Source organism: Myxococcus sp. SDU36, from assembly GCF_030168875.1.
Lineage (GTDB): Bacteria > Myxococcota > Myxococcia > Myxococcales > Myxococcaceae > Myxococcus > Myxococcus vastator.
In genome coordinates, this window is sequence record NZ_CP077414.1 from 2,671,992 (window position 1) to 2,690,058 (window position 18,067).

Genomic DNA, 18,067 nt, shown 5'->3' on the forward strand with positions numbered 1-18,067 from the left:
ACGTCCAGGACAGGTGATCTGACGGGTCACCCGCCTAGCGGTACAACTGGCTCCCCGCCTTCTTGAATTCCTCGCTCTTCTCCTCGAGCGAGGCTTGGAGCGCGGCGTCGTCGCTCATGCCCTGCTTCTCCGCGAAGTCGCGCACCTCCTGCGTGATCTTCATGGAGCAGAACTGCGGACCGCACATGGAGCAGAAGTGGGCCACCTTCGCGCCCTCCGCCGGCAGCGTCTCGTCGTGGAAGGCGCGGGCGCGCTCGGGGTCCAGCGACAGGTTGAACTGGTCCTCCCAGCGGAACTCGAAGCGGGCCTTGGACAGCGCGTTGTCCCGAGCCTGGGCGCCTGGATGTCCCTTGGCCAGGTCCGCGGCGTGGGCGGCGATCTTGTACGTGATGACGCCTTCCTTCACGTCGTCCCGGTCGGGCAGGCCCAGGTGCTCCTTGGGCGTCACGTAGCAGAGCATCGCCGTGCCGAACCAGCCGATCATCGCCGCGCCGATGCCGCTGGTGAAGTGGTCGTAGCCCGGCGCGATGTCCGTCGTCAGAGGCCCCAGCGTGTAGAACGGCGCCTCGCCGCACACGGCCAGCTGCTTCGTCATGTTCTCCTGGATGAGGTGCATGGGCACGTGGCCCGGGCCTTCAATCATCACCTGCACGTCGTGCTTCCAGGCGATCTGGGTCAGCTCGCCCAGCGTCTCCAGTTCGCCGAACTGCGCCGCGTCGTTGGCGTCCGCGATGGAGCCCGGCCGCAGCCCGTCCCCCAGGCTGAAGCTGACGTCGTACGCCTTCATGATTTCGCAGATCTCCTCGAAGTGCGTGTAGAGGAAGTTCTCCCGGTGGTGGGCGAGGCACCACTTGGCCATGATGGAGCCGCCGCGGCTGACGATGCCGGTGAGGCGCTTCGCCGTCCACGGCACGTAGCGCAGCAGCACGCCCGCGTGGATGGTGAAGTAGTCCACGCCCTGCTCGCACTGCTCGATGAGCGTGTCGCGGTACAGCTCCCAGGTGAGGTCCTCCGCCTTGCCGCCCACCTTCTCCAGCGCCTGGTAGATGGGCACGGTGCCGATGGGGACCGGCGCGTTGCGGAGAATCCACTCGCGCGTCTCGTGGATGTTGCGGCCCGTGGACAGGTCCATCACCGTGTCCGCGCCCCAGCGGATGGACCACACCATCTTCTCCACCTCTTCCTCGATGGAAGACGTGACGGCCGAGTTGCCGATGTTGGCGTTGATCTTCACCAGGAAGTTGCGGCCGATGATCATCGGCTCCAGCTCCGGGTGATTGATGTTGGCCGGGATGATGGCGCGGCCCCGCGCGATTTCGTCGCGCACGAACTCGGGCGTCATCACCCGCGGAATCGCCGCGCCCCAGGACTGGCCCGGGTGCTGGGCCGCGAGCGCGGCCTCCACCTGGAGGTTCTCCCGCAGCGCCACGTACTCCATCTCCGGGGTGATGATGCCCTTGCGCGCGTAGTGCAGCTGCGTGACGTTGGCACCGGACTTCGCCACGCGCGGCGCGCGGCGGTGGGCAAAGCGCAGCCCCGCCAGACGCGGGTCCACTTCACGGGCGCGGCCATACTCGGAGCTCACGCCGGACAGCGCTTCGGTGTCGTTGCGGCCTAGAATCCAGGACTCGCGCAGCGCGGGCAGGCCCTGCCGCAGGTCGAGCTCCGCCGCCGGGTCCGTGTACGGCCCGCTGGAGTCGTAGACGTGCACGGGCGGATTGGCCGTCTCCTTCGCGTCCGGCCCGTGGCCGTGGCGCGTGGGCGTCTGGCTGATTTCGCGCAGCGGCACGCGCAGGTCCGGGTGCAGCACGCCGGGCACGTACACCTTGCGCGAGGCTGGCAGCGGGCCCCGGCTGACTCCCTCCAGCACCTTCCCGTCGACCTTCAGGCTTCTGGACGCTCCGCTCATCACGCATCTCCTCTTCAGAGGGCGGACGGGCAGACGCTCGGAGGGCGGCAAGCCTCCCGGGCCGCTTCCCTCCGCCGGTACGAACCGGTTCAGGTTCCAAGGGTTGGCCGGAACCACGGCCGTCTCAGCCCCTTCCGGGGCACCCCTAGCGACAGGGTGAGCATTTAGCGCACAGCGAGGCCGGCTTCAACCCGGCCGCGGGACCAGGCGCTTGTCGACCGCGCAATGTCTGCGGAGCGGCGAGCCTCCACGCAAAACTTGCGCGCCCCCAGGCCGGGAAACACAGTTCCCAGGGGCAGACCGGTTGGCCTTGGAGATGCAGTGACGAAGGGACGTAGACGTCTTCCACGCGCCAGGAGTACCGCCATGCAGATTGTCGGAGAGCTGATGACCCGTGACGTCGTCACGCTCAAGGAAACGCAGAACCTGGCCAAGGCGGATGAGCTGCTCCGGCTGCACCGCATCCGTCACCTGCCGGTGGTGCGGCAAGACAAGCTGGTGGGCCTCATCACCCACCGGGACCTGCTGCGCGCCGCCGCCACCCACGCCACGGATCCGGCCGCGCAGCCGCTCTGGGCCGCGGACATCATGACGCGCGACGTGCAGACGGTGCGTCCGGACACACCGCTGCGCCGGGCGGTGACGCTGATGCTCGATCACAAGTACGGCTGCCTGCCCGTGGTGGATGAGGGCGGCGTCCTCCAGGGCCTCCTCACCGAGGCGGACCTGGTCCGCTACGCCCAGCACCTCATCGGAGAGCAGGACCGCCGCGAGCTGGCCGCCGAATACACCTGACGTCGCTGCCAGCGCGTGAGCGGCGTCCCCACGTCCCCGCTCCGCCTGGCGCGCGTTCCCCCATCCCATGTCCCCCACTCCCCTTGCCGGCGCGGCCTCCGCCGAGGCGCCCCTCTCCGCGACGCCCCCCGGCGTCTCCGCGTCCCGGCATGCGCTCGCGCTGGCCGGGCTCGCGGGGGTGGCGCTGGTGGCGCTCCTCGGCGTCGAGGGCCCGGTGGCCACGCGCACGGTGCTCATCGGCGGTGCGTGTCTGGTGCTCTGGCTGACGGAGGTGGTGCCATCCTTCGTGCCCACGCTGCTGCTGCTGGGCGCCACGCCCGTCCTCCTGGGGCCGTTGGACCGTGCCTATCAGCTGCCCTCGGTGCTCGCGTGGTGCGCGGACCCGGTGCTCATCCTGTTCCTGGGTGGCTTCACGCTGGAAGTGGCCGCCATGCGGCACGGCCTGGACGCCTCGGTGGCACGGCACGTGATGCGGCTGTCGGGTGGACGGCCGCGGCGGCTGGTGTTGTGGGTGATGGCGGGCGTGGCCTTCCTCTCCATGTGGATGTCCAACGTGGCCGCGGCGGCGATGATGCTGGCCGCGCTGCGTCCCCTGCTCCAGGCGATGCCCGCGGGCGCGCCGCTGCGGCCCGCGCTGCTGCTGGGCGTGGCCCTGGGCGCCAACTTCGGCGGCATCGCCACGCCCGTGGGCAGCGGCCCCAATGCGCTCGCCGTCTCCGCCGCGTCCGGGCATGCGCAAGTCACCTTCGCGAAGTGGATGTCCTTCGCCCTGCCGCTCACGCTGCTCCTGCTGATGGTGGGCTTCGGCCTGGTGCTGCTGCGCTTCCGCGTGGGCGGCAGCCTGACGCTGCCCACCGAGGCGCCCGTGTCCCTGGCGCGCTCGGGACGCCGCGTGCTCTGGGTGAGCGCGGCGTGCGTGGTGGCCTGGCTGTCGGAGCCGCTCCACGGCGTGCCCGCGCCCGTGGTGGCGCTGGCCGCCACCGCGCTGCTCTTCGGCAGCGGCCTGCTGAAGCGCGAGGACCTGGGCCGGTTGGACTGGGCCACGCTGCTGCTCATCGCCGGTGGCATCGCCCTGGGCCGGCTGCTGGAACACTCCGGGCTCGTCGCTCGCGCGCTGGCCAGCGCGGACCTCGCGGGCTGGCCGGTGCCGGTGCAGCTGGGGGTCTTGGTGGCCGCGGCGGCGGTGCTCTCCGCGCTGATGAGCAACACCGGGACCGCGGCGCTCCTCATCCCCCTGGCCACGCAGCTGCATCCCGCCGCGTCGACGCCGGTCCTCGTGGCCCTGGGCTGCTCGCTGGGCATGCCCTTCGTCATCAGCACCCCGCCCAATGCGATGGCGGTGGGCGAAGGACTGGCCTCCTCCGAGCTGATGAAGTTGGGGGTTCCCCTGATGTTGGGCGGCTGTCTGCTGGTGAGCCTCTCGGGCCCGGCTGTGTTGCGCCTCTTTGGCTTGCCATGAGTTTCTCTCCCCGCCTGCTCGGCACCCCGGTACGAACGCGACGTCCCGGAAGAAGCAGTCGCGCGGCATGCGCGTTGAAGAGGCACTGCCTGCTCAGGCTTCGGCGGAGGTGAGCTCGTGACGAATGTGACCATCACTGAGTACGAAACGCGCCTCTATTGGCAGGGAGCGCGCGGCGCCGTGCTGACGAGCGACCGTGCGCCGCCCGTGCCCATTGGCCAGCCGCTGACCGGACAGGAAGCGGTGGCCGTGGGCCCCTGGTCCCCGGAGGCCCTGCTCGTGGGCGCGGTGGAGGGACGCACCCTGCTGGCGTTCCTGGAACACGCGCGGGAGGCGGACGTGCGCGTGCTCTTCTACCAAAGCTCCGCGGTGGCCCGCGTGGTGTGTGGCGTGGACGGGCCGCCGCACCTCACCGACCTCATCGTGCGCCCACACGTGGCCGTGGCCACCGAGGCCGACGCGGAGGCCGTCCGCCTCATCTTCACCGAGCTCCCCGCGCACTGCTTCCCCAGCTCCGTCATCCACATCACTCCACGCATCGAACCGGTGGTCGAAGCGTGGCACGCGCGTAGCAGTGGGCGAAGCGTACCCGCCGCGATTGCCCCCGCCTCCTGACCTGACCGCAAAGGCTCCACCTCCCCCATGTCCCCACAGCGCATCCTGGTCGTCGACGATGAGGACAATGCCCGCCGGGCGATTGCCACCATCCTGAATGAGGAAGGCTACGAAGTAGCCGAGGCCGCCAACGGGGCCGAGGCCCTGGTCCGCATCGGCGAGTTCTCCCCCGCGGTGGTGCTCACCGACGTGCGCATGCCGCAGATGGACGGCCTCACGCTGCTGAAGACGGCGCGCGAGCAGGGCAGCGACGCCACCTTCGTGATGATGACGGCGTTCGCCAGCGTGGAGACGGCCGTGGAGGCCATGAAGTCCGGCGCGGACAACTTCCTGCTCAAGCCGCTGGACGCGGACCAGGTGCTCGTCACCCTGGGCAAGGCGCTGGAGAAGCGCAGCCTGCGCCAGGAGGCCGAGGCCCTGAGAGATCAGGTGCGCTCGCGCGTGCGCCGCTTCCACGACATCATCGGCGAGTCGCCCCAGCTCCAGGGCATCTACGACGTCATCCGCCGGACGGCGGGCACGCGCGCCACGGTGCTCATCCTGGGTGAGTCGGGCACGGGCAAGGAGCTGATTGCCCAGGCCCTGCACCAGGAGTCGCCACGCAAGGACAAGCCCTTCATCCGGGTGCACTGCGCGGCCCTGTCGGAGAACCTGCTGGAGAGCGAGCTGTTCGGTCACGAGAAGGGCTCATTCACGGGGGCGCTGGCCCGGAAGGAAGGCCGCTTCGAGCTGGCGGACGGCGGCACGCTGTTCCTGGACGAGATTGGAGAAATCTCCCCCGCCGTGCAGGTGAAGCTGCTGCGCGTGCTCCAGCAGCGTGAGTTCGAGCGCGTGGGTGGCACCCAGACGCTGAAGGTGGACGTGCGCATCGTCGCGGCCACGCACCGGGACCTGGTGGCCGAGGTGAAGGCGGGCCGGTTCCGCGAGGACCTCTACTACCGGCTCAACGTGGTGAGCGTGACGCTGCCGCCGCTGAGGGACCGCAAGAGCGACGTGCCCGCGCTGGTGAATCACTTCCTGGAGAAGTACAGCGATTCGTACGGCAAGCAGGTGCGGGGCCTGGCGCCCGGGACGCTCCAGGCGCTGCTGTCCCATGACTGGCCGGGCAACATCCGCGAGCTGGAGAACGCCATCGAGCGCGCGGTGGTGCTGGCACAGGGGCAGGAGCTGTCCACGGATGACCTGCCGCCCGTGCTGCGGGGCCCCCGGCCGCATGGGACGTCCACGGGGGCGCTCATCCCGGGCGCCACGCTGGCGGCGATTGAGCGCGAGGCCATCCTGCGCACGCTGGAGATGGTGCAGGGCTCCACGTCACGGGCCGCCGAGGTGCTGGGCATCAGCGTGCGGAAGATTCAGTACCGGCTCAAGGAGTACGGCACGCCGGGCGGCGCGCCGCTGAAGGCCGTGACCGACGACGCGGATGACCTGGCCGCGGAGTCGTAGCGGCTTCGGGCGGCGTCTTCCAGGACCGGACATCTACGACGGGCGTCGTTGACTCTTACGACGACCGTCGTAATACTCCGCGAGATGACCACCCACGCCCTCCCGCAGCCGACGCGTGCCGAGCTGGCCATCCTCCGTGTGCTCTGGAAGCAGGGCCCCAGCACCGTCCGGCAGGTGCACGAGCTGCTCCGGGGCACCCAGGACAAGGACACCGGCTACACCACGGTCCTCAAGCTCCTCCAGAACATGACGGAGAAGGGCATCGTCCAGCGTGACGAGAGCGAGCGGACCCATGTCTATGAAGCCGCCCTCAGCGAGACGCGCACCCAGCGCGACCTCCTGCGCGACTTGATGGACCGGGCCTTCGGGGGGTCGGCCACGTCGGTCGTGGCCCAGGCGTTGTCCATGAAGCGCGCCTCCGCCGAGGAGCTGGCGGAGATTCGCAGGCTGCTCGACGCACACGAAAAGCGGGGGAAGTGATGGACGCGCGTTATCTCCACGCCTTGGAACAGGCCCTGCTCGGCTTCCTGTGGCAGGGCGCGGTGGTGTCCCTGGCTGTCGCCGGTATCCTGGCCCTGACGCCGCAGCGCGCCGCGCGGACGCGCTACGCCACCGCGTGCCTGGGGCTGGTGGCCATGGCCGTGCTGCCCGTGGTGACGTTCCTGACGGCGCTGGCGGAGGCCTCGCGCGCCGTGACGTTCGGCGCCTTCGAGTCGCTGGCCCAGTCCAGCATGCTGACGGTGGTCACGACGGAGACCGCGGCCCTGGCGGCGCCGCACTGGACGGAGGTGCTCCGGCCCTGGCTGCTGCCGGCGTGGTGCTGCGGCGTCTTGCTCCTGTCAGCCCGGACCGTGGTCGCGTGGGTCATCACCCACCGGCTGGCCCGGCAGGAGACGCAGGCCCCCTCCGCCCCCTGGCGCGAGGCGCTGGCGCGTGCGTTGCGCCACGTCCGCCTCTCCCGGCCCGTGCGCCTGCTGGCCTCCGCCCGCGTCGACGTGCCCATGGTCATCGGCCTGTGGCGCCCCCTCATCCTGGTGCCAGCGGGTACCCTCACCGGGCTGTCCGCCGCGCAGTTGGAGGCCATCCTCGCCCATGAGCTGGCCCACATCCGGCGCCACGACTACCTGGTCAACCTCCTCCAGTCCTTCGTGGAAACCCTCCTCTTCTACCACCCGGCCGTCTGGTGGCTGTCCCACCGCATCCGCGAGGAGCGTGAGCACTGCGCGGATGACCTGGCCGTCCAGTGCTGCGGGGATGTGCTGCTCTACGCCCGCGCCCTGGCCCACATCGAGGAGCTGCGCCTGGCCCCGTCCCCCCACCCCGCCCTGGGCGTCAGCGATGGCTCACTGCTGATGCGCGTGCGCCGCCTGCTGTCCGTGTCCGAGGGCATGACGCCGCGCCGGTCCTGGCGGCTCGCCAGCGGGCTGGGCAGCGCCGTGCTCGCCGTGGCCCTGGGGTCGTCGCAGTTGCCGGAGACGGCCCACGCCACGGAGCCTGTGAACGCGCCGTCCCTCCTCGTGGAGGCAACGCCCAGCACCCTTCCCATGCACCATCTGCTCGTGGCCCCGGCGACCTTCTCCGCCCAGGCCCGGCAGGCCCCCGCGCCCGTCGAGCGCCCGAAGGCGGCGGCGAAGGCGGAGCGAGCACCCGCGGCGAGGCCCCGTTCCACGCAGCCCGCGCCCCTGCTCATCCCGGACACGGGGACGATTGCCCGCACGGAGCTGTCGCGCGTGCCCTACTCGCTCGACGGTGAGCCGGCCGCGCCCGCCCAGGAGTCGCCCGACGCCGCCCTGGCCGAGGCCGCCTCCGCGCACGCCGATGAACACGCCGCCGAGCTGCCCCGGGTGGTCGTCTCCGCGCCCGCTCCTTCACGGGCGTCCGCGTTCGACGCCGTCTACAAGGCCATGAAGGCGTCAGCCCCCGTCAAGAGGCTCCGGCCCGGCATCACCCCGCCCCGGTTCCTCTCGGGCGAGCGCATCCACCTCCCCAACATCGCCTACGGGATTCAGTCCCACTTCGGGGGCTTCCCCAAGGGCGCGGTGGTGGCCCGCTGCACCATCACCGCGCAGGGCTCCGTCACCGAGTGCCAGCCCATCCAGGGCCTGCGGGGCCTGGAGCAAGGCGTCATCCGCACGCTCTCCACCTGGCGCTACGAGCCCGCCACGCTCAACGGGAAGCCCGTGGCCGTGCGCTACGTCTTCGACATCTGGTTCACGAAGGATCCGGGTGGCGGAACGAGCGAGTCCCGACAGCTCGCGGGGCTCGACCTCTCCGACGTGGTGGGCGCCGCGAACCCAGGGACGTGCGACGACTGCGACGCCTTCGAGTTCCACAGCCCGACGGCGCAGCGGTAGCGCGTCCCGCGTGCCGCTGCGTGGCCCTACCCCGCCAGCGGCAGCCTGAGGATGAAGCGGGCGCCCCCACCGGGCGCCGTGTCCACCTCCAGCGAACCGCCATGCTGCGTGACGATGGCATGGACGATGGACAGCCCCAGCCCCGAGCCCTGGGCCTTCGTGGTGAAGAAGGGCTCGAAGATGCGGTCCCGGACCTCCTGGGGAACGCCCGGGCCGCTGTCGTCCACGGTGAGCCACACGCGCCCGCCCTCGTGCCCCGCTGACAGCGTCACGCGACCTCCCGCGGGCGTGGCCTCCAGCGCGTTGAGGCACAGGTTGATGAGCACCTGACGCAGCCGCTCCTCCTCGCCCGCCACCGACGGCACCGGCGCCTCGCGCGGCGTGAGCTCCAGCGACACCTTGCGGGACGCGGCCTGTCCGCTCAGCAGGTCCACCACCCGCCGCAGCAGCTCGTTCACATCCACGGCGGCGGGACGGAACTCCCGAGGCCGCGCGAACTGGAGGAAGTCCTCCAGGACGTGGTCCAGGCGGCGGATTTCATCGCGCACCAACAGCAGGGGCTCCAGCAAGGGCGCCTGCTGTCCGTCCGGCAGCCGCCGCAGCCGCCGCTCGAGCACGGAGAGCTGGAGCGCCGCCGCGTTCAGCGGGTTGCGAATCTCATGGGACAGGCCCGCCGTCATCGTCCCCACCGCCGCCAGCTTCTCCGTCACCTGGGCGCGCCGAGCCAGCTCGCGCTTCTCCGCGTGCAGGCGCACCTGCCGCATCGCCTGCTCCAGCGTCAGCAGCAGCTCCTGCGGCGCGCACGGCTTCATCAAGTACGCGCACGCGCCCGCCCGCACCGCGGCCACCGCCGTCTCCAGCGTGGCGAAGCCCGTGAGCAGCACCACCTCCGAGTCCGGCGACGCGGCCTTCAGCTCGGCGGCCAGCGCCGTCCCATCTCCGTCCGGCAGGCGCAGGTCCACCAGGGCCACGTCGAAGCCCTCCCGGGCCCGCGCGTGCGCCGCCTTGCAACTGGACGCGCCTCGGACGGCGTAGCCCGCGTCCCCGAGCAGCTCCTCCAAGTTGTCCAGAAAGGCCGCGTTGTCATCCACCACCAGGACGGACGGAAGGGACGGAGGGGTGGGCTCGCTCATGAGGCGTGGGTGGGGCGTGCCGCGTGCGCCGTCTCCAGCACCTCCAGCAGCGCGCCCGGGTCAAAAGGTTTGGAGAAGACTCCCGTGGCCCCTTCGAGCGGGGCCGCGTCGGGATAGGCGGTGATGACGAACGTGGGCAGGCGCGGATAGCGCGCGCGAAGCCGGCGCAGGGCCTCGCCATCCGGGCCACCGGGAACGCGCAGGTCCACCAGCGCCGCGAAGGGGTGCACACAGAGGATGCGGTCCGCGTCCAGCACCGAGGCCGCCGTCACACAGGAGAAGCCGCGCCCGCGCAGCAGCTCGGCGAGGTTATCGCTCAGCGCCGGGTCGTCCTCCACCAGCACCACCAGCCCATCCCGGCGAGCACCGGACAGCAGCTCCACCAACGTGGGGATGGGCACGGGCTTGGGCAGCACCGCGAGCAGGCCTTCGCGCCGGGCCGTCTCCAAATCATCCTGGCGTGGGTACGCGGTGATGACCACCGCGGCCAGGCCCGGGTCCACGCGGCGGAGGTGGTGCACGGCATCCGCGCCGCTCATGCCGGGCATGCGCATGTCCGTCAGCAGGGCGTCGAAGCGCGTGGTGCGGGCCAGCCGCACGGCCTCGTCGCCGCTCGTGACGACGGTGGCCGCGTCCCCGGCGTCGCGCAGGATCTCCGCGAGGTTCTCCGCGAACGCCCGGTTGTCATCCAGCAGGAGGTATTGGCGCATGCGTCTCCTCCGAAGCGATGAGGGAAAGCCGAATCACGAAGCGCGCTCCCGCCCCGGGACGGGGGACATACGCGATGCCCCCCCCATGCCGCTCCAGGATGCGCTTGACCAGCGGGAGCCCGAGCCCGATGCCGCGCGCCTTCGTCGTCATCAGCGGTTCGAAGAGGCGGCGGCGGATGACGTCGCTGACGCCCGGCCCGGAGTCCTCCAGCACCAGCTCCACCATCCCCGGCTCGCTCGTGGCGGCGGACAGCGACACCGTCCCGCCCGTCTCCTCCAAGGCCTGGACGGCATTGTCGAGCAGGTTCACGAACACCTGGCGCAGCTGCCCCGCGTCTCCTTGAACCGCGGGCAATGAGGTCAGGCCCTCCGCGCTCACGGTGACTGTGTCGGGCCGCTGCACGGCCTTGAGCGCTTCCTGCCAGACCTCGTCCAGCCAGACCTCCTGCCGGTGCAGGGGCCGGTCGCGAATCATGTCCAGCAGGTCGGAGACGATGCGGTTGGCGATGCCCACCTGGTCGCCAATGCGGTCCAGGTGCTTCGTCGTGCGCTCGTCCATGGCCCCCGGGCGGCCGCGGAGGATGTAGAGCGACGTCTCGATGACGCCCAGCGGATTGCGCAGCTCGTGACCGATGGAGCCCACCAGCTGGCCAAACGTCGACAGCCGCTCGCTGCGCGCCTGCTGCGCCAGCAGGTCCTCCCGGTACGTGTGGAGCATGATGGCCAGCTCCAGGTCGAGCATCTTCCCCACCGCGGAGCGGGCCGCCCGGAGCGCCGCGGGCTGCTCCAGGTAGGTGGCGTCGATGTGGCTGTTGAACTCCTGGCGCAGGACGTTCATCGCGCCGAACATGTAGTGCTGTGGCAACGCGATGCGCACGTGCATGCGGCCAATGCGGCAGCGCAGCGCGTAGTAGGCCTCGTCCCAGGGGCCGCGGAGGAGCTGGTCCATCCACACCTGCAGGGTGCCGCGCAGGTGGCCCACCTGGCTCTCTCCCCCTTCGAGCGCCTGCCGAGCCCCCTCATGCTCCAGGATGCGGTCATAGAAGACGCGAGCGAAGCGCGGGAAGTGGGGCTTCGCGGTGGCGTGCAAGGTCACGAGAGCCTGCTCGTCGACCGAGCTGAACCCCACGTACCGCTTCAATTCCTCGAACAAGGTTTCCGCCATGAGTCCTGGGGTGTGAGCCTATCCGCGCTGAACGCTTGAGAGCAGGAACTTCCTCCCTGTCTCGTGCCGGCTCGGCACGCCGCCCAGGGGTCACCGCCCGCGAGCCCAAGGACTCCGCCGGGGACATGACCTGGACCGCGAGCCTGGCCACTCCGGCCCGGCGGGAACTCGTCAGCAAGCCCCAGGCCAGGACCTGTGCGCGTGGGAAGACATGATGACGCACGCAAGATGTGCGCGCATCCCGCGCCCAGCTCCGCCGCGCGCAAGGCTTGCGCGGGAACGACACCGCTCCAATTCACCATCAGCATTGCAAATGAAACACGATTACAATAACCAGGATGCCTCACCTACGAGGCACCATGAATTTCAAAAGCACGAGGACGTGGCTTTTCCGGTGGACGCTCACCTCGGCCCTGCTCCTGCTGGGCTCGGCGTGCAGCAACACCTCCACTCCCGCGGAGCCCGATGCCGGCGTTCGACCGGACGCTGGGACGACACCAGACGCAGGCTCGCTGCCGGACGGCGGCGTGGTTGAAACACGCGACACACTGGAGTTGCTGGCGGGCAACACGGCCACGGGCTTCGTGGACGGCCTGGGGACGGCGGCGCGCTTCAGCGGCCCGGCGGGAGCGGTGCTGACGCCGGACGGCGCGTTCGTCTACGTGGCGGACACGTTCAACAACCTGCTGCGGCGTATCAACACCACCACGGGCGACGTCGTGACGTTGGCGGGTCGCGTGCAGCAGATGGGCGCCGTGGACGGCACGGGCACGGAGGCACGCTTCAAGAGTCCGCGCGCCCTGGCCTACGCCCCGGACGGCAGCGCGCTGTACCTGGCGGACGGCCCCACCCTCCGCAAGATTTCCTTGCCGGACGCGCAGGTGACGACGCTCGCCGGCAGCCCGGACTCACCGGGGAACGTGGACGGCGTGGGTGACGAGGCGCGGTTGGGCTCGCTCCTCCACAGCCTGGCCATCTCCGAGGACGGCGGCACGCTCTACATCGCGGACCGCACCAACCGTGTGCTCCGGACACTGGACCTGGCCAGCCGGCGGGTGAGCACCGTGGCGGGGACCCGTTACACCGGCGCGGAGCAGAGCGTGGATGCGCGCGGCGCGGCGGCGCGCTTCAGCGGACTGGGCGGCATCGTCCGCGTGGGCACGAGCCTCTATGTGGCGGACACGTTCAACCATACGGTGCGCCGGGTCGACCTGACGACGTTCGACGTCGCCACCCTGGCGGGCACCGCGGGAGAGGCTGGGGCGCAGGACGGCGTGGGGGCCGCGGCGCGCTTCGACACGCCCCAGTCGCTGACGGGCGACGCCTCCTTCCTGTACGTCACCGGTTGGGACGGGCTGCTGCGGCGCGTGGCGTTGGCGGATGGGAGCACCACCACGCTGCTTGGCGACGCGGACGACGTGCGCCCGGTGGATGGAATCGGTGAAGCGGTGCGGCTGGGCATCGCCTTCGGTCCGCCGCTGCTCGACGCCGTGCGAGGCATCCTTTATTACAACGACCGCGACGCCAATGCCCTGCGCCGGCTGGACCTGGGCACGCTGGAGATGACGACGCTCGCGGGCGCCGCGCAGCCGTCCGGCAGCGGCGATGGCCCGGGTAGCCAGGCCCGCTTCGACAGCCCCTCCGCCATCATCGCGGGAGACGGCGCCTGGTTCGTCGCCGACACGTACAACCACACGGTGCGCGCGGTGGCGTTCGGCACCGGGGAGACGCGGACCCTGGTGGGCAGGCCCAGGACGTCCGGCGGCGAGGACGGCCCCGTGGAGACGGCGACGCTGAGCTATCCGGTGGGGCTCGCCTGGCACGCGGCCACGCAGCGGCTCTACGTCGCGGACATGGGCGCTCACACCGTGCGCGCTATCGACCTGCCAACCCGGACCGTGCGAACGCTGGCGGGAGCGGTGGACGAGGCCGGCGCCACCGACGGTGAAGGTTCCGCTGCGCGCTTCTCCAGCCCGCAGCACCTGGCGCTGTCACCGGACGGCCTCACGCTGTACGTCGCGGACTCGGGAAACGGCACCGTGCGCGCCATCGCCACGGCCACGGGCGGGGTGACCACGCTGGCCGGAACGGCGGGCGAGCAAGGCACCGTGGACGGCGTGGGCGCCGCCGCGCGCTTCCGGGAGCCCTCCGGCCTCGCGCTGGACGCGACGGCTGGCCGCCTCTACGTGGCCGACGCCACCGCCCAGACACTGCGCGCCATCACCCTGGCCACCGGCGAGGTGACGACCGTCGCCGGGCAGGACCGGACCACGGGCGTGGTGGACGGCGCCGTCGCGGAGGCCCTCTTCAAGGGGCCTTCCGGAGTCGCGTTGAACGCGGCGGGCACGCGCCTCTACGTCGCGGACAGCGGCAATCACGTCATCCGGTCGGTGAATCTGGAGGCGGGCACGGTGTCCACGTGGCTGGGCAATCCCGTGCGCAGAGGGGGCATTGGCCCCGGGCAGCGGGTGGCCTTCCGCGAGGCGACGCTCTACTTCCCGCAGGCGGTGACGGTGGGCGAGCAGGACGTCGCGCTCCTCTCCGACCACGGCGTCTACCTGGCGCGGCCCCAGGCGGCGCCGTGAGGACGCCGCGCCTCTTGTGCGTCGCCACGGCGGCGTGGCTCGCGGGCTGCGGCGGGCAGAGCGGCCCCGCCGAGGAGCCCCCCACGGAGCGGACTCCGCGCGTGGCCGTTGGCGTCGGGCGGCCGGGGCAATATGTCCCCGTGCAGCCCGGTGACACGCTGCGGCTGCAGCGCGGTTGTCAGGGCAGCCAGCACGTCTTCGTGTCGCTCCAGGCCTGGAGCCTGGAGCCCCTCACCGCCACGGTGTCGCTGTCGCTCACGCGCCAGTCGGATGGCCAGCGGGTGTCGCTGCCCTACCAGTTGCGCCTGCCGTTCGAGCCCGCGACGGAGCAACGCCCCGCGATGCTCTCCGGCCTGCTGCTCGTCATCCCAGAGCCCTCCGAGGCGCTGGGGGAGCGCGTCACCCTGGAGGCGCGGCTGGAAGACGCGGGCGGCCAGTCCGCGACCGCCTCCCGGGAAGGCATCGTTCAGTGGGGGCCAGACGCATGCCCGTGAAGCGCCTGTCCGGCCTCATGGGGGCCGCCTTGGGGTGGGCGCTCGCCACCGGCTGTGGCGAGCCCGCGCCAGCGCCGGAACCGTCCGCGCCCGCTGGCTGGGCACCCGCGTTCGATGCGACGGACGCGGGCTGGCTGATGAACGTCTCCGCGCCTCCCGGCGGCCCGCTGCTCGCGGTGGGGGGACGCTTCGACCAGGGAGCCATTTATCAGCGGCGCGCCGACGGCTGGGCCCCCGTGCCGCTCACCGAGCCAGTGCCGCTGCTCAACTGGAGCCACGGCTTCGGCCCGGATGACGTCTGGGTGGTGGGCAACGAAGGCACGGTGCTGCACGGTGATGGCGTGCAGTGGCGGCGCGTGCCGGTGCCCACGACCCAGGACCTCTGGGGCATCTGGGGCGCCGCGCCGGATGACCTCTGGGCGGTCGGCGGTCGCGGCCGCCAGGCGGGCGATGCCACTTTGCTCCACTTCGACGGTCGCGCGTGGACGGGGGTGCAGGCGCCGCCGCTCCAACGCGACCGCGTGGACGCCTTCTACAAGGTCTGGGGCAGCGCGCACGATGACGTCTGGGTCGTGGGCCAGAAGGGCGCCGTCCTGCACTGGGACGGCACGGCATGGAGCGAGCACTTCGTGGGCATCAGCGACGACCTCATCTCCGTCTGGGGAGCCGGGCGGGAGCGAGTGATGGTCGTGGGCGGACGCAGCAACGGCGTCGTGGCCCGCTGGGATGGCCAGGCCTGGACCTCCCGCGAGCTGGCACCGCTGCCCGGCCTCAATGGGGTGTGGATGCGCACGCCCTCCGTGGCGCACGTGGTGGGCATCGAAGGGACGCTGGCCGTGCTGGACGTGGACACGCTCACCGCCCACCCCGTGCCCGCCACCACGCGCCTCACCTTCCACAGTGTGTTCGGCGACGCGTCCGGAGACCTGACCGCCGTGGGCGGCAACCTGGGCGCGTTGGCGGATGCATACCAGGGCCTTGCCTGGACCCGGCCGCTGGGTCCCAACGAGTAATCACCCGAGACAACGACGATGACAAAGATGACACGCTGGATGCGTGGGCTGGGTTGCGCACTGGGGCTCGTGGGGTGCTCGCCCACGGCCTCCGAGACACCCCTGCCCGAAGAACCCCGGATTGCCCCGGACATCTTCGGCGCCCTGGGGGACGTGATTCCCTTCGCGACGCCGGAGCAACGGGCGAGCTTCGAGCGGGGACGCCAGGTGATGCTGCGCCGCTTCACGCCGGAGGAAGGCCTGGGCCCCTCCTTCAACGTCGCGAGCTGCGTGAATTGCCACGAGAAGCCCGTGGTCGGTGGCGGCGCTGGCCGGTACCGCAACTTCTTGTTGGTGGGCCAGACCCTGCCGGATGGCTCCTTCGTCCCCACCGGCGTCAATGGCGTGCAGCCACACTTCACGCTGGAGGGCGTGCGCCGTCCCACCGACGACGCCACCAACACCCTGGCCACCCGCAACCCCATCCCCTTCTTTGGCGTGGGCCTGCTGGCGGAGATTCCCGACGAAGTCATCCTGCGCAACGCGGACCCTGACGACGCGGACGGCGACGGCATCAGTGGCCGGCCCAACTACGACCGCGGCTTCGTCGGGCGCTTCGGCCGGAAGTCGCAGACGGTGTCCATTGAGGGCTTCATCCGTGGCCCTGTCTTCAACCACATGGGCCTCACCTCCAACCCCCTGTCGGAGGAAGCCAAGGCACGCCTTCCGGTGCCCAGCGCGCTGGATGGACTGCCGGGCGCCAGTCGGTTCGCGGACGGCCTGCGCACGGTGCGCCAGGCCCAGGCGGCGGCCCCCGACGAGCCCACCCTGGATGATGACGGGGTGACAGACCCGGAGATGAGCGAGCAGGAGCTGTTCGACCTGGTGTCCTTCTCCATGCTCACGGCGGCGCCTCGGCCGGACGCGCCCACGCCGGAGTCGGAGGCCGGGCAGCAGCTCTTCACCCAGCTTCGCTGCGATGCCTGCCACGTGCCCGCGTTGGAGGGACCTCGTGGGCTCATCCCGCTCTACAGTGACCTGCTCCTGCATGACATGGGGCCGGCGCTGGACGACGGCATCGTGATGAAGCTGGCGGGTGGCTCGGAGTTCCGGACCCAGCCGCTGTGGGGCATCGCCGCCGCGGGCCCCTACCTGCACGACGGCCGCGCGGATGACCTGGACGAGGCCATCCGGCTCCACGGGGGTGAAGGCCAACGCTCGCGGGACGCCTACGTCGCCCTGAGCCACGCGGAGCAGGCGCGCGTCATCCACTTCCTGGAGTCCCTGGGCGGGCGCGAACAACGCAGCGATGGCATGTTGCCGCAAGACGCGCCGGTGCCCCCCACCGGCGACTGGGGCGGTCCAGCGGTCGCGCTCAACGCGCAGGACCAGGAGCGCTTCCGCCAGGGCCAGCACCTGTTCGACCGGGACTTCGGCCTCCGCGAAGGCGTGGGCCCCCACTTCAATGGCGACTCATGCCGTGCCTGTCACTTCGACCCGGTACCGGGGGGCGCGGGAGGCCTGGACCTGGATGTCACGCGCCAGGGCATCTTCGTGGACGGCACCTTCGTCTATCCCATGCCCGGCACCATGGCGCACCGGCACGGCGCGGTGGACGCTCGGCCGCCGCTGGACCCGCGCAGCAACTTCTTCGAGCGGCGTCAGACCCCCTCGTTGCTGGGCCTGGGCCTCATCGAGCGCATCCCCGAAGCGCGCATCCTCGCCAACGAGGACCCCGATGACGTCGACGGCGACGGGATTCGCGGCCGGGCCCATCGCCTGGCGGACGGTCGGCTGGGGCGCTTCGGCTGGAAGGCCAATGTGCCCAGCGTGCATGAGTTCGTCCGCGACGCGCTCAGCAACGAGCTGGGACTGACGCTGGTCGACGAGCCAGGGCTCACCTTCGGCACCGCGCGGGATGACGACGACGTCGCGGACCCGGAGGTGGGGCTGCCCACCATTGAAACCCTCACCTTCTATCTGGCCTCGCTGGCGCCTCCGCCTCGCACCGGTGCCCGACCGGACCTGGACGACGCGGGCCTCGCGCTGTTCCATGACGTGGGCTGCGCGAAGTGTCATGTCCCCGCCTTCCCAACGACGGACGGCCGCGACGTCCGCCTCTTCAGCGACCTGCTCCTGCATGACGTGATGCGCGACGGACGCCGGGGCGTGGAGGACGGGGACGCCAAGGTGAACGAGCTGCGCACCCCGCCGCTGTGGGGCCTTGCCCAGACGGCGCCCTACCTCCACGACGGCGCCGCCAGCACCGTGGCCAGCGCCATCACCCTGCATGGCGGCGAGGCGGAGTCCTCACGGCGCGCCTACGAAGCCCTCTCCGCGCCGGAGCGAGACGCCCTGCTCGCGTTCCTCCAGACGCTCTGAACGCCGCTCCGGAGTCCCGCCGTCCCGCCCG

14 protein-coding genes and 1 riboswitch are annotated in these 18,067 nt (G+C 71.1%); of the genes, 10 read left to right on the plus strand and 4 right to left on the minus strand.

All coding sequences use genetic code 11. The annotated features are described in order from the left end of the window. Positions 1 to 34: 34 nt before the first annotated feature. Positions 35 to 1,909: a phosphomethylpyrimidine synthase ThiC gene (gene thiC / locus KGD87_RS10360; RefSeq protein WP_284667293.1), complete on the minus strand. Its 1,875-nt coding sequence runs from the start codon at positions 1,907 to 1,909 to the stop codon at positions 35 to 37. Positions 1,910 to 1,958: 49 nt separating this feature from the next. Beyond that, positions 1,959 to 2,066, minus strand: a riboswitch (TPP riboswitch). Positions 2,067 to 2,275: 209 nt separating this feature from the next. On the opposite strand from thiC, the gene KGD87_RS10365 reads away from it, so the two are divergent. From KGD87_RS10365 to KGD87_RS10390, 6 genes are all read left to right on the plus strand, one after another. After that, positions 2,276 to 2,704, plus strand: a complete 429-nt coding sequence (locus tag KGD87_RS10365; protein WP_284667294.1) for a CBS domain-containing protein — start codon at positions 2,276 to 2,278, stop codon at positions 2,702 to 2,704. Positions 2,705 to 2,771: 67 nt separating this feature from the next. Further along, a complete protein-coding gene (locus KGD87_RS10370) occupies positions 2,772 to 4,163 on the plus strand; it encodes an SLC13 family permease (protein ID WP_284667295.1) in 1,392 nt (463 codons plus the stop codon). Between the two features lie 117 nt (positions 4,164 to 4,280). Continuing rightward, a complete protein-coding gene (locus tag KGD87_RS10375) occupies positions 4,281 to 4,778 on the plus strand; it encodes an OsmC family protein (RefSeq protein WP_284667296.1) in 498 nt (165 codons plus the stop codon). A 27-nt stretch (positions 4,779 to 4,805) separates the two neighbouring features. Beyond that, a complete protein-coding gene (locus KGD87_RS10380; protein ID WP_284667297.1) occupies positions 4,806 to 6,221 on the plus strand; it encodes a sigma-54-dependent transcriptional regulator in 1,416 nt (471 codons plus the stop codon). Positions 6,222 to 6,305: 84 nt separating this feature from the next. Beyond that, positions 6,306 to 6,701, plus strand: a complete 396-nt coding sequence (locus KGD87_RS10385; RefSeq protein ID WP_163786926.1) for a BlaI/MecI/CopY family transcriptional regulator — start codon at positions 6,306 to 6,308, stop codon at positions 6,699 to 6,701. Then, the gene (locus KGD87_RS10390; RefSeq protein WP_284667299.1) at positions 6,701 to 8,575 is read left to right on the plus strand and encodes a M56 family metallopeptidase; all 1,875 of its coding nucleotides are present in this window, start codon (positions 6,701 to 6,703) and stop codon (positions 8,573 to 8,575) included. The genes KGD87_RS10385 and KGD87_RS10390 overlap by 1 nt, the downstream gene beginning before the upstream one ends. Before the next feature lie 26 nt (positions 8,576 to 8,601). Here KGD87_RS10390 and KGD87_RS10395 read toward each other — a convergent pair whose 3' ends face one another. From KGD87_RS10395 to KGD87_RS10405, 3 genes are read right to left on the minus strand one after another with little or no spacing between them, the layout of a single operon-like run. After that, the gene (locus tag KGD87_RS10395) at positions 8,602 to 9,708 is read right to left on the minus strand and encodes a sensor histidine kinase (RefSeq protein WP_284667301.1); all 1,107 of its coding nucleotides are present in this window, start codon (positions 9,706 to 9,708) and stop codon (positions 8,602 to 8,604) included. Beyond that, positions 9,705 to 10,418 carry a response regulator gene (locus KGD87_RS10400; RefSeq protein WP_284667302.1) on the minus strand — a complete coding sequence of 238 codons (714 nt, stop codon included), beginning with the start codon at positions 10,416 to 10,418 and terminating at the stop codon, positions 9,705 to 9,707. The genes KGD87_RS10395 and KGD87_RS10400 overlap by 4 nt, the downstream gene beginning before the upstream one ends. Next, entirely contained in the window at positions 10,393 to 11,583 is a 1,191-nt protein-coding gene (locus tag KGD87_RS10405; protein WP_284667303.1) for a sensor histidine kinase, read from the minus strand. Before KGD87_RS10405 ends, KGD87_RS10400 begins: the two co-directional genes overlap by 26 nt. 359 nt (positions 11,584 to 11,942) lie before the next feature. Here KGD87_RS10405 and KGD87_RS10410 point away from each other — a divergent pair, with 359 nt between their 5' ends. The 4 genes from KGD87_RS10410 to KGD87_RS10425 are packed head-to-tail and all read left to right on the plus strand — an operon-like array spanning position 11,943 to position 18,036. After that, positions 11,943 to 14,168: an NHL repeat-containing protein gene (locus KGD87_RS10410; RefSeq protein WP_284667304.1), complete on the plus strand. Its 2,226-nt coding sequence runs from the start codon at positions 11,943 to 11,945 to the stop codon at positions 14,166 to 14,168. Further along, positions 14,165 to 14,662: a hypothetical protein gene (locus KGD87_RS10415; protein WP_284667305.1), complete on the plus strand. Its 498-nt coding sequence runs from the start codon at positions 14,165 to 14,167 to the stop codon at positions 14,660 to 14,662. Before KGD87_RS10410 ends, KGD87_RS10415 begins: the two co-directional genes overlap by 4 nt. After that, positions 14,653 to 15,675, plus strand: coding sequence for a beta propeller repeat protein (locus KGD87_RS10420; protein ID WP_284667306.1), 1,023 nt, complete (start codon positions 14,653 to 14,655; stop codon positions 15,673 to 15,675). The genes KGD87_RS10415 and KGD87_RS10420 overlap by 10 nt, the downstream gene beginning before the upstream one ends. Positions 15,676 to 15,714: 39 nt before the next feature. Then, positions 15,715 to 18,036, plus strand: a complete 2,322-nt coding sequence (locus tag KGD87_RS10425; protein ID WP_284667307.1) for a di-heme oxidoredictase family protein — start codon at positions 15,715 to 15,717, stop codon at positions 18,034 to 18,036. Positions 18,037 to 18,067: the final 31 nt, after the last annotated feature.

What these genes read in the sequence shown, in the direction of transcription:
- thiC (WP_284667293.1), bottom strand. Translation starts at nt 1,909, where the DNA reads ATGAGCGGAGCGTCCAGAAGCCTGAAGGTCGACGGGAAGGTGCTGGAG.
- KGD87_RS10365 (WP_284667294.1), top strand. Translation starts at nt 2,276, where the DNA reads ATGCAGATTGTCGGAGAGCTGATGACCCGTGACGTCGTCACGCTCAAG.
- KGD87_RS10370 (WP_284667295.1), top strand. Translation starts at nt 2,772, where the DNA reads ATGTCCCCCACTCCCCTTGCCGGCGCGGCCTCCGCCGAGGCGCCCCTC.
- KGD87_RS10380 (WP_284667297.1), top strand. Translation starts at nt 4,806, where the DNA reads ATGTCCCCACAGCGCATCCTGGTCGTCGACGATGAGGACAATGCCCGC.
- KGD87_RS10385 (WP_163786926.1), top strand. Translation starts at nt 6,306, where the DNA reads ATGACCACCCACGCCCTCCCGCAGCCGACGCGTGCCGAGCTGGCCATC.
- KGD87_RS10390 (WP_284667299.1), top strand. Translation starts at nt 6,701, where the DNA reads ATGGACGCGCGTTATCTCCACGCCTTGGAACAGGCCCTGCTCGGCTTC.
- KGD87_RS10395 (WP_284667301.1), bottom strand. Translation starts at nt 9,708, where the DNA reads ATGAGCGAGCCCACCCCTCCGTCCCTTCCGTCCGTCCTGGTGGTGGAT.
- KGD87_RS10400 (WP_284667302.1), bottom strand. Translation starts at nt 10,418, where the DNA reads ATGCGCCAATACCTCCTGCTGGATGACAACCGGGCGTTCGCGGAGAAC.
- KGD87_RS10405 (WP_284667303.1), bottom strand. Translation starts at nt 11,583, where the DNA reads ATGGCGGAAACCTTGTTCGAGGAATTGAAGCGGTACGTGGGGTTCAGC.
- KGD87_RS10410 (WP_284667304.1), top strand. Translation starts at nt 11,943, where the DNA reads ATGAATTTCAAAAGCACGAGGACGTGGCTTTTCCGGTGGACGCTCACC.
- KGD87_RS10420 (WP_284667306.1), top strand. Translation starts at nt 14,653, where the DNA reads ATGCCCGTGAAGCGCCTGTCCGGCCTCATGGGGGCCGCCTTGGGGTGG.
- KGD87_RS10425 (WP_284667307.1), top strand. Translation starts at nt 15,715, where the DNA reads ATGCGTGGGCTGGGTTGCGCACTGGGGCTCGTGGGGTGCTCGCCCACG.